This is a genomic window from Legionella sp. km535 (assembly GCF_003990085.1).
Classification (GTDB): Bacteria; Pseudomonadota; Gammaproteobacteria; order Legionellales; family Legionellaceae; genus Legionella; species Legionella moravica.
In genome coordinates this window covers 141,534-152,130 of record NZ_RZGU01000008.1, presented here as the reverse complement: position 1 = coordinate 152,130, position 10,597 = coordinate 141,534, and the positions used below count along the sequence as shown (strand labels likewise).

Sequence of the window (10,597 nt, the reverse complement as noted above, 5' to 3'; positions counted from 1 at the left end):
TGATACTTGAATGCCACCATCATGGATCCCGCGGTCATAGCCGCGGGAATTCGGTTAAGATGGGGACTAATATTGCACTTCGTATTTCTATGGCTTTGATCCCATGGTTTAGGATAACTGAAATAGATCAACTATGTCTCAGCATCAGGTAGCTTGCCTTTAAATAAATCTAAGCCGAATTCCCGCGGCGAAGACCGCGGGATCCAATGTTTTAGCACTGACATCGTTGATCCGCGATCAAAGCCGCTGGCTGTAGTCAAAGATGAGATCAAGATACTGTGCTATAAATGGGGATATCGGAAAAGAGTTAATTGTGATTTTTTTAACATGGTAGGAGTTTGCCCTGTAGTCCAGGGCAAAACAGAACAGTAATGAATTACTTATACAAGAATGCATTTAGGCTACAGTAAAACTCTCTCCACAACCACACTGACCGGTTTGGTTGGGATTGTTAAATACAAATTTGTAATTTAATCCTTGCTTGACGTAATCAACTTGCATGTTTTTAAGAAAGGGCATGCTAAGTTTATCAACACAGATCACATAGTTCCCTGACAAGGGCATGACTACATCCCCATCCAATGGGGCTTTTACATAGTCCACTACATAAGACAAACCAGAGCAACCTGTTTTTTTTACAGAAAGCCGCACACCATGGTTATCAGGATTTTTAGTCAAATACGAAACCAGGTGTTTAATCGCTGATTCACTTAAAGTAATTCCTGGATCTTCATTACTGACGTGCTGCATCACCACACTCATGACTCATACCTCTCTAGTTTCTTCTTCATCAATATCAAGCTCTCTTGATAAACATCGTTAATAAGTAAAGCAACGGGATATTGGCTTACCGGAATTTCCAATGTATTAATTAGCATCTGATAATTAATAGTTTCTGATTTCATCAGATCAGTACCTTCAAGGTTCCGGCACAACCATTCCATACCAGCAATGACAAAAGGATTCCCATTAGTCTTGAAACATACCGTACTGATCAATCCGGTGCGTGAGCACTGGATATAAAGATCAATAATAATTCTTGGTTTGTGTTGTTCAATTCTACAGTAACTGACCAAGGGCTCTGACAAATCAAGAATCCCAATATGTCTGGGCTGAAAAAAGCAATCCTGCACTATTTTATTATACATCATATAGGTAACATTTCATGCAATCGACTCACCTGATCGCAAATTACTGAAATTGCCTTATCAATTTGTTCTTTAGTAGTAAACCGTCCAATAGATAATCGGATGGAACTGTACGCTAAATCCTCAGTCAAGCCAATGGCTCTCAGGACATAAGAAGGTTGTATGCTTGCGGATGTACAGGCTGATGTAGTAGAAACTGCCAACTCCCTCAATGCTAATAGCAATGCATCCCCATCCAATCCGGAAAAGGACATATTAAGGTTCCCTGCAATACGCTTTTCGGCATGCCCATTCAATTGGACTCCACCCAAATGTTTGATTCCATCCCATAATTGTTGACGATAAGACAGTAAACGGTTCTGTTCCTCTTCTCGCTCCTGTTCTGCTAATGCAAATGCTTCGCCAAAACCAACGATCTGATGAGTAGCCAAGGTACCAGAACGCAATCCACCCTCATGCCCACCACCAAAGGTTTGAGCTTGCAATCTGATACGCGGTTTATGCCGAACGTATAAAGCACCTATCCCCTTCGGACCGTACATTTTATGTGCGGAAAAGGACATTAAATCAACAGGAAGAGTACTTAGATTAATTGCAATTTTTCCTGCACTTTGTGCTGCATCAACGTGAAATACAATGCCTTTATTTCGCAAAACCTCACCAATTGCTGCAATATCCTGAATCACGCCAATTTCATTATTTACATGCATAATAGAAACGAGAATCGTATCTTCTCTCAGAGTGCCTTCAAGTTTTTTTAAATCGAGTAGTCCATCAGATTCGGGCTGCAGATAAGTCACCTCAAAGCCTTCTTTTTCCAATTGATGGAAACTGTCGAGTACTGCCTTGTGTTCAGTACTCATAGTAATAAGATGCATCCCTTTGTTTTTATAGAATCGTGCGGCACCAAGAATGGCCAAATTATCAGATTCAGTAGCGCCTGAAGTGAACACTATATCCTGGCTCGATGCCTGAACCGCATCGGCAATTTTAGCGCGAGCCCGCTCCACTGCCAAAGCCGCAGTTTTGCCATAGACGTGTGTAGACGAAGCCGGATTACCAAAATGACCATCAGGACCCAAATAGTGAATCATGTGATCGATAACGCGGGGATCGACGGGGGTAGTAGCCATATAATCCATATATATTGGCAGATTAGACATCCAAGTCACTCCTGTTTTTTTTGCCAGCCCATTCCAGAGATTTTTGTACCTGACTTAACATTCCTCGTAAAATGCTGACTTCCATTTTTTCCAACATTACTCGATTAAACAATCGACGGACACGTTGCATCAATCGCCGTGGATTTGCTGCTTTTAAAAATTGAATCTCAATAAATACTTCTTTCAAATGCTCATAGAACTGTTCAATTTCATCTGCTGTGGCGTATTCATCAGTGCGGGATGAAACGGTAGCTTTTGGCGACAGCAGATTCATTCGCAGTTCATAAGCAATAATCTGGACTGCTTGAGCTAAATTGAGTGAGCTGTATTCAGGATTACTGGGAATGTTAATGTGATAATGACATTTCAGTAGCTCTTCGTTTGTAAGCCCTGCGTGTTCCCTACCAAATAGAATGGCAACCTGAGTGTTATCCGCTTGCTGACCAATCAGTTCTGCGCTGGAAGCGGGAAGTAACCCGGGCAATGAGATACCTCTCGGTCGGGCACTGGTGCCCAGAATTAATTGACAGCCAATCAGAGCATCTTCCAAGGTATCCGTTACTACCGCCGATTCCAGTACATCATCTGCACCAGCAGCCATCTCTTTAGCTTTATAATCAGGAAATGACTTTGGATTAACCAGGTAGAGAGAGTTTAAACCCATGGTTTTCATAGCACGTGCAGTTGAGCCAATATTTCCGGGGTGTGAGGTTGCAACCAGCACGATTCGAATAGAACTTAACTTCATAATAAAACTTATAATTGATACTTTATCTAACTATATCACAGCATTTATTGATTGGACTTCTCTATGTACAAAAAAAATGTGATAGAATTGCTGATTTTGTAGATAAAGAGTATATCCATGGAACCACTTTTAAATATAGCAGTCAGTGCAGCACGTCAAGCCGGCGAAATCATTATCCGTCACATGGAACAGGTGGACCGCTTAAAGATTACAGCGAAAAACAGCCAGGAATATTTTAGCGAAGTGGATATCAAGGCAGAACAATCCATCATCAATGCAATCCATAAAGCCTATCCAGAACACGGTATTCTCGCGGAAGAAAGTGGATTTCAGGAAGGTGATGGTGAATCTGTATGGATTATTGACCCTTTGGATGGTACTTCCAATTACTTGCATGGATTTCCATTCTTCTCAGTTTCCATAGCCCTGAAAGTTAAAAACAGAATTGAACATGGCGTTATTTATGATCCTTTACGCCATGAATGTTTTGCCGCAAGCAGGGGAAGAGGCGCTCGATTAAACGACAGAAGAATCCGAGTATCCAAGCAAACTCTGTTAAGCGCATCACTTATTGGTACTGGAGTTCCCTTTAGGAACCTGACTCTAGCACAAAGATATTTACCCACATTTGAAGCTTTAATGGGCAAATGCGCTGGCGTTAGACGAACGGGATCTGCCGCACTGGATTTAGCTTATGTGGCCAGCGGCCGGATTGATGGATTTTGGGAACTGGGTTTACGTCCCTGGGATATCGCAGCGGGTTCTTTATTAATCAGAGAAGCAGGTGGATTAATTAGCGACATTCAGGGTGGAGATGATTTTCTACAAAATGGTGATGTAGTGGCTGGGACACCTAAAGTATTCAAGACTCTACTCCAGACCATCGCTCCAGTTTTGAAGTAACTGAATTCATTCCGGGATTTGACTCCAAAGAGCCAGGCTCTTGGTCAAATCCCAACCGATTTCCCCACTGCTTGCTCCTGAGTCTTCAACACATCCGGTAAAAAGTTCTGCTCTACTCTATGGATCAATTATAACTCAGCATCAAGTGGCTGTCGTTGTATCAATATAAGCCGAAAGACCGAGGGACCTAATACTTCAATGTCACCATTATGGATCCCGCGGTCATAGCCGCGGGAATTCGGTTGATATGAGAGTTAAGCCTGGTTGCTCGCAACTGTCTCTTGATCACATCTTGCCCACGACCAACGGATTTGATCGCAGAACCAGGATGGCTGTGCTAAAACACGGGATCCCGCGGTCACAGCCGCGGGAATTCGCATGATATGTGAGTACATGCTGCATTTCGAAATCCCGCGGCGAAGACCGCGGGATCCATAAAGTAAAACCGGACTGGTTTGTGAAGTTGTGTATAAGATTCTGTTGCTCACAACCAGGATTTTATGCTGAGAAACCATGATCCTGTTTGCGAGCAAACAGACTACAATTCCTTAATCCCGCGGTCATAGCCGCGGGAATTCGGTTGATATGAGAGTTAAGCCTGGTTGCTCACAACTGTCTCTTGATCACATCTTGCCCACGACCAACGGATTTGATCGCAGAACCAGGATGGCTGTGCTAAAACACGGGATCCCGCGGTCACAGCCGCAGGAATTCGCATGATATGTGAGTACATGCTGCATTTCGAAATCCCGCGGCGAAGACCGCGGGATCCACATCGCGCAATAAAACTGGATTGAGAGCCACTCAAATTGAATAAACCCTACTTTAATCCCGGCTTAACCCCAAAACTTAAAGGCAATTCATCAGCCATTGCTGTTCCAATATTTTGAGTTACCCGATCAAAGAAATTCTGTTTTTGGGTGTAGTCTATCATGTTGTCAATTTTGATAACGTCACGTGCCACCTGTCCGCTGCTGCCATAGCCATCAATCAAACCATTAGCTAATGCTTGCTCACCAGTCCAAAACAAACCGGAAAAAGTATCATCATCAATGTGTAAACGGCTGCCTCTCCCCTCTTTTACCCGATTGATAAATTGTTGATGAATGATATCAAGCATGGTTTGCAGTTTTTGTTTCTGCGTATCGGTAATGGGAGAGAACGGATCCAGAAATCCTTTGTTTGAACCGGATGTCACTAAACGACGGGTCACACCAATTTTCTCCATGCCATCCACAAAGCCAAATCCATTGTATAATACACCAATAGATCCAACGAGACTCGAAGGGCTGGCATAAATGCTGTCAGCACCTACTGCAATATAATATGCCGCTGATGTACACATATCCACGCAAACAGAATAGATTTTGACGTTGGGATATTTGGCTTGATAATATTTGATAGTATTGTACATATACTCAGCCTGAACAGGGCTGCCGCCGGGACTGTTAATCCGAAGAATTAAGGCCTTTAATCCTTTATTTTTATAAGCACTTTGTATGCCTTTGGCAAAATTATCCGAGCTTGCAACCTTGGAATCAAATATTTCTCCATTTATATCGATTAAACCTACATGAGCTTTTGTATTAGTGCCAGTATCATCACTGCTGTAGGAATAGATTTTGTAGCCTATAATTCCAATAATCAAAACAAATAGTGTTCGTGATATCCAACGCCATCTGCGCTTTCTTTTCTTTTCTTTCATGTAATCCAGAACAATCTGATTAAGCAAAATTTGTGAATCTGGAGTAGAATTAGGTAAATCATTATTCATCTTTAAGCTCTTGAAATAATTAAAACTGCCCTCATTTTACGGCAGTAAGAGATGAATTAATACCCTAAAATAACTATAAAAGGTGAAGCTATGCGAATGGACAAACTGACCTCTAAATTTCAAATGGCTTTGGCCGATGCTCAGTCATTGGCTCTTGGAAGAGATAATGGATTTATAGAGCCTGAACACTTAATGAAAGCTTTATTGGATCAACAAGGCGGTAGCTGTAGACCTCTGCTCACTAAAGCTGGCGTCAATATTGCGCTCTTACGAACACTGATAGATCAAGCCTTGGAAAAACTGCCAAAAGTTTCAGGGACTGGCGGAGACATTCATATATCCAATGCTCTTAATCGCCTTCTTAATCTAACCGACAAATTAGCGCAACAGCGAAAAGACAATTTTATATCCAGTGAATTATTTGTGCTCGCTGCAATTACTGAGGAGAGTGCCCTCTCTAAGATGTTAAAGCAAGCCGGTGGAGAGCTTAAAGCCATTGAAAAAGCTATTGATGACTTAAGAGGCGGCGAAACAGTTAATGACGCCAACGCTGAAGAGCAACGGCAAGCACTGGAAAAATACACCCTTGACCTGACAGAACGAGCGGAACAAGGAAAACTGGATCCGGTAATTGGCCGTGACGATGAAATACGCCGTACCATTCAGGTTCTGCAAAGACGCACCAAAAATAACCCGGTTCTCATCGGTGAGCCAGGCGTGGGTAAAACAGCAATTGTCGAAGGATTGGCCCAACGAATCATCAATGGAGAAGTTCCAGAAGGATTAAAAGACAAACGTTTGCTTTCTCTGGATATGGGCGCATTGATCGCGGGTGCGAAATTCCGTGGCGAATTTGAAGAACGTCTGAAAGCAGTGCTTAATGATCTGGCAAAACAGGAAGGTCAAATTATTTTGTTCATTGATGAAATTCATACCATGGTGGGCGCAGGAAAAGCAGAAGGTGCCATGGACGCTGGAAATATGTTGAAACCAGCCCTTGCTCGAGGTGAACTCCATTGTATTGGTGCCACAACTCTTGATGAATACAGACAATATATCGAAAAAGATGCCGCTCTCGAACGGCGATTCCAAAAAGTACTCGTAGATGAGCCCAGTGTTGAAGACACGATAGCCATACTCCGAGGTTTAAAAGAACGATATGAAGTGCATCATGGTATTGAAATTACTGATCCGGCCATAGTAGCGGCAGCTACTTTGTCTCATCGTTACATCAGTGACCGCCAGTTACCAGACAAGGCTATTGATTTAATAGATGAAGCGGGTAGCTTAATTCGTATGGAAATAGACTCTAAACCCGAGAGCATGGACAAACTGGACAGAAGACTTATCCAGTTAAAAATCGAACGAGAAGCATTGAAAAAAGAAAATGATGAAGCGTCCAAAAAACGCCTGGTTGATTTACAACACAGCATCGATGAACTGGAAAAAAGTTACTCTGATCTAGAAGAAATCTGGAAGGCCGAAAAAGCGACCATGCAAGGCTCCACTCAAATTAAAGAGGCTCTGGAGCAAGCCAAACTTGAAATGGAAACCGCCAGAAGAGCCGGTGATTTAAGCAGAATGTCGGAGTTACAGTACGGTCGGATTCCTGAGTTGGAAAAACGATTGAGCCAGGTTGCTGCGCTCGATAATGTGGAAACAAAATTGGTCCGCAATAAAGTCACTGAAGATGAAATAGCCGAGGTTGTTTCAAAATGGACAGGTATTCCCGTCGCCAAAATGATGGAAGGGGAAAAGGAAAAGCTGCTTAAAATGGAAGAAGTCCTTCACAACAGACTGATTGGGCAAAATGAAGCGGTTGATGCAGTTTCTAATGCCATACGACGTTCACGTGCAGGTTTATCTGATCCGAATCGCCCTATCGGTTCCTTCCTCTTTCTTGGTCCTACCGGTGTGGGAAAAACAGAATTGTGCAAGGCTTTGGCCACATTCCTGTTTGATACAGAAGAAGCCATGGTACGTATTGACATGTCTGAATTCATGGAAAAACATTCGGTTGCCCGTCTCATTGGCGCACCTCCAGGATATGTTGGATATGAAGAAGGTGGATATTTAACCGAAGCGGTACGACGCAGACCTTATTCTGTAATTCTGCTCGACGAAGTAGAAAAAGCACATTCGGATGTATTCAATATTCTTTTACAAGTAATGGATGATGGCCGCTTAACGGACGGCCAGGGACGTACGGTGGATTTTCGTAATACCGTAATTGTAATGACCTCGAATTTGGGATCCCAGCTAATTCAGGAGATGGGAACCAAATTTGATTACGACCAAGTAAAATCTGCCGTTATGGAGATGGTTGGACAGCATTTCCGCCCTGAGTTTATTAACCGAATTGATGAAACGGTGGTATTCCATTCCTTGCTCAAGGAACAGATTGCCAAAATCGCTGAAATTCAAATCGCTTATTTGCACCATCGGTTGAAGCAGCAGGACATCAATCTTGTGGTAAAACCAGAGGCTCTGGCCTATCTTGCAGAAGCGGGCTTTGATCCGGTATACGGTGCGAGACCTTTAAAAAGAACCATTCAACAAAAACTGGAAAACCCACTGGCTCAATCGTTATTGACTGGAGCATTTCGTTCAGGCGAAACAATTGAGGTCACTTATAAAGACGGGCAATTGCAGTTTGCGGCACATTAATATTCATAATCCTGCTCCCTGTGTGTAACGCGGGGAGCAGGTTTATAAAACACCATGCCACAACCGGAGAAAAACGCTCCTGAAAGTGAAATAAAGTATCAAAAAATCATAGAAAATCTAATAGCCCGATACCGACGCTCTTGCCTCACTAGCCTCCGGAGATTGCTCTTTGGTTTTCTCAGTTAATCGAATAAGACTATTGCGAAGATAGGTATCGAAGCCAGAGCGATCGTCAAAGTATTCATAATCCAAAGCAGCAGAAGGATAATATTTCATATATTGTTCAACAAAATATGTAGCGTTTAACATGTCTTTATAAGTGAACCGTTCTGTTGACGGTGGAGGTATCAACACTTTATTAATCTCAAATACCAGCTTAGGATCTTCGGCGACTCCACGTGAAATTAATAATAAAGCATATCCGCCGACTACTGTATAAGTTGCTGTATCGACTGCACCTTTTGTCAAAGAAAATTCAAAACTGGAATGATCCATCGAATCAAGATCGTTTTCAATCATCGGAGTGTATAATAAATCGGTAATCTTGTCTCTAACTGGACCTGACTCTACGTGGCGTTTCAAATGCGCTTCTATGACATCTAATTTTAATGATTTAAAATCCGAGTGATCTTTAGCTAACTGCCTGCACCATGTTTTAATCGTCGCCTCTGTTTCCTTAAGATCGGCATCAACATTCCTAACCAAAGATTGAACAAATCGAATGGCTTTAAACTTCTGCAGCTCACCCTTGTTCCTGAGTAGCTGCTCGCTTATTATTTGTTCCAGATAAGGTTGAAAATTGGGATCATCTGCATAATGTGGGTAATTAAGATACCGATCATTTAATTTCATATTCTCACGAAATGCAATCAAAGCCGTTACAACAGTTGTGACATCCAGTTTTTTCAAATCCTGAACTCTGTAATCTTTTGGCATTTCATCAGATAAACCCAATGCTTTTCTTACTGCGAGAAAGAGCTGGCAATTTCGCTCATCGAAAGGTGAATAAAAATAAGAAGTATATGAATTGCATTTATCGTATTCTTTTATTAATCTGAAATAACGATGCAACAAAGCACCCAACAAAAACTGAGTGGCCTGTTTGCATTTATCTTCCTTACCCTCATGCAATATTGCCCGCAACTCAGTGCATAATCTGGTAAAAGCATCCTTTACAGTCGCTCGATCACTTTTACAATGTATAACACCATCCGTTCTGGCCAAGAGTATTTCAAGTGCGCTCGGGACTACCTGATCTTGTGCAGACGATGAGGATGCTGAAGACTGGGAAACAGGAACAATTTTATATCTGCCGAGAGTAATTGAAAAGCGATCATCCAAATTAAGAGTATCTGCTCTTAAACAAGAAAATGAGGGTGGAGTAAATGGCATACAACCTCCTTTAAGACTTATTAGTCATCCATATTGAACAAAACATACCGCAATAAACACCATACCATGAATCATCTGGAATCACTCTGGAATTTCTAACTTCTTCAATCTCACCTTGTATCCTTGGGCCAAAACGATTATTTATATCAACATAAACTTCATCATCTTTTCTATGTTCATAAACATAGGAACTGTATTGGCTTAGAGCCGTTAAACTTTGGTGAAACACTTCATTACTAATATCGGAAAGTGAGCTTATCCCTAAATCTCGTTGTAATAAATCGATAAAATTTTTATTCACGTAATAACAAACAGTTGAACTATAACGCGACAACATCAAGATGTATATTCCTATTAGCACCTTATTTTTAAATTCAGTAAACTCTTCGGAATTCACCAATGCATGCCTGTAAAATGAGCTGACGTATAAGCACAATTGTGGATCAAGATCGGTATCAAAAGAATGGGCAACCCTTCCAATAGTTATCGAGTCATCCAAAGAACCAGCACTTGGTATTAGTGCAGAAAAGAAGCCCATGCAGCCCGTATATTGAGAATTGCTACGCGTTAATTTCCTGGTTAGTTGCATTGCGTTTTGCTTGAATACGGCAAACTCGAGCATGGCCATCCTCCCGCTGGTGTTCACCCGCAAAAACAGCAGCGAGCAATTTGTCCCGAAATAAAGGACACCTTCATTTTTTATATCAACCTATAAAAAATATTGCAACTATTAATTTATCTATATGCCAACAAATATTTCAAAATGAGTTTGCAATGTTACTACTAATGCTCTGTGCCGTGG

Annotated in this window: 9 protein-coding genes; 2 read left to right on the top strand and 7 right to left on the bottom strand. The window is 41.8% G+C overall.

Annotated elements, in window-relative coordinates:
• Positions 1–396 precede the first annotated feature (396 nt).
• The 4 genes from ELY21_RS06785 to trmJ are packed head-to-tail and all read right to left on the bottom strand — an operon-like array spanning position 397 to position 3,059.
• Positions 397–762, bottom strand: a complete 366-nt coding sequence (locus ELY21_RS06785; RefSeq protein WP_028384387.1) for an iron-sulfur cluster assembly accessory protein — start codon at positions 760–762, stop codon at positions 397–399.
• Positions 759–1,151 carry an iron-sulfur cluster assembly scaffold protein gene (locus tag ELY21_RS06780; RefSeq protein WP_127108080.1) on the bottom strand — a complete coding sequence of 131 codons (393 nt, stop codon included), beginning with the start codon at positions 1,149–1,151 and terminating at the stop codon, positions 759–761. Before ELY21_RS06780 ends, ELY21_RS06785 begins: the two co-directional genes overlap by 4 nt.
• Complete coding sequence (locus tag ELY21_RS06775; RefSeq protein WP_127108078.1) at positions 1,148–2,311, bottom strand: IscS subfamily cysteine desulfurase; 1,164 nt, start codon at positions 2,309–2,311, stop codon at positions 1,148–1,150. The genes ELY21_RS06780 and ELY21_RS06775 overlap by 4 nt, the downstream gene beginning before the upstream one ends.
• The gene (gene trmJ / locus ELY21_RS06770; protein WP_127108076.1) at positions 2,304–3,059 is read right to left on the bottom strand and encodes a tRNA (cytosine(32)/uridine(32)-2'-O)-methyltransferase TrmJ; all 756 of its coding nucleotides are present in this window, start codon (positions 3,057–3,059) and stop codon (positions 2,304–2,306) included. The genes ELY21_RS06775 and trmJ overlap by 8 nt, the downstream gene beginning before the upstream one ends.
• A 117-nt stretch (positions 3,060–3,176) precedes the next feature.
• On the opposite strand from trmJ, the gene ELY21_RS06765 reads away from it, so the two are divergent.
• The gene (locus ELY21_RS06765; RefSeq protein WP_127108074.1) at positions 3,177–3,962 is read left to right on the top strand and encodes an inositol monophosphatase family protein; all 786 of its coding nucleotides are present in this window, start codon (positions 3,177–3,179) and stop codon (positions 3,960–3,962) included.
• An 820-nt stretch (positions 3,963–4,782) separates the two neighbouring features.
• Here the strand turns inward: ELY21_RS06765 and ELY21_RS06760 are convergent.
• Entirely contained in the window at positions 4,783–5,736 is a 954-nt protein-coding gene (locus ELY21_RS06760; RefSeq protein ID WP_127108072.1) for a S49 family peptidase, read from the bottom strand.
• Positions 5,737–5,826: 90 nt separating this feature from the next.
• Between ELY21_RS06760 and clpB the strand changes: the two genes are divergently transcribed.
• On the top strand, positions 5,827–8,403 hold the full coding sequence (gene clpB / locus ELY21_RS06755) for an ATP-dependent chaperone ClpB (protein ID WP_127108069.1): 2,577 nt from the start codon (positions 5,827–5,829) through the stop codon (positions 8,401–8,403).
• Positions 8,404–8,520: 117 nt separating this feature from the next.
• Here clpB and ELY21_RS06750 read toward each other — a convergent pair whose 3' ends face one another.
• Together ELY21_RS06750 and ELY21_RS06745 are read right to left on the bottom strand one after the other, a co-directional pair.
• Entirely contained in the window at positions 8,521–9,795 is a 1,275-nt protein-coding gene (locus tag ELY21_RS06750) for a type IV secretion protein Dot (RefSeq protein ID WP_127108067.1), read from the bottom strand.
• A gap of 10 nt (positions 9,796–9,805) precedes the next feature.
• A complete protein-coding gene (locus ELY21_RS06745) occupies positions 9,806–10,417 on the bottom strand; it encodes a hypothetical protein (RefSeq protein WP_127108065.1) in 612 nt (203 codons plus the stop codon).
• Between the last annotated feature and the right edge of the window lie 180 nt (positions 10,418–10,597).

Coding starts and splice junctions, on each gene's coding strand:
- ELY21_RS06785 (WP_028384387.1), bottom strand. CDS start 762: ATGAGTGTGGTGATGCAGCACGTCAGTAATGAAGATCCAGGAATTACT.
- ELY21_RS06780 (WP_127108080.1), bottom strand. CDS start 1,151: ATGATGTATAATAAAATAGTGCAGGATTGCTTTTTTCAGCCCAGACAT.
- ELY21_RS06775 (WP_127108078.1), bottom strand. CDS start 2,311: ATGTCTAATCTGCCAATATATATGGATTATATGGCTACTACCCCCGTC.
- trmJ (WP_127108076.1), bottom strand. CDS start 3,059: ATGAAGTTAAGTTCTATTCGAATCGTGCTGGTTGCAACCTCACACCCC.
- ELY21_RS06765 (WP_127108074.1), top strand. CDS start 3,177: ATGGAACCACTTTTAAATATAGCAGTCAGTGCAGCACGTCAAGCCGGC.
- ELY21_RS06760 (WP_127108072.1), bottom strand. CDS start 5,736: ATGAATAATGATTTACCTAATTCTACTCCAGATTCACAAATTTTGCTT.
- clpB (WP_127108069.1), top strand. CDS start 5,827: ATGCGAATGGACAAACTGACCTCTAAATTTCAAATGGCTTTGGCCGAT.
- ELY21_RS06750 (WP_127108067.1), bottom strand. CDS start 9,795: ATGCCATTTACTCCACCCTCATTTTCTTGTTTAAGAGCAGATACTCTT.
- ELY21_RS06745 (WP_127108065.1), bottom strand. CDS start 10,417: ATGCTCGAGTTTGCCGTATTCAAGCAAAACGCAATGCAACTAACCAGG.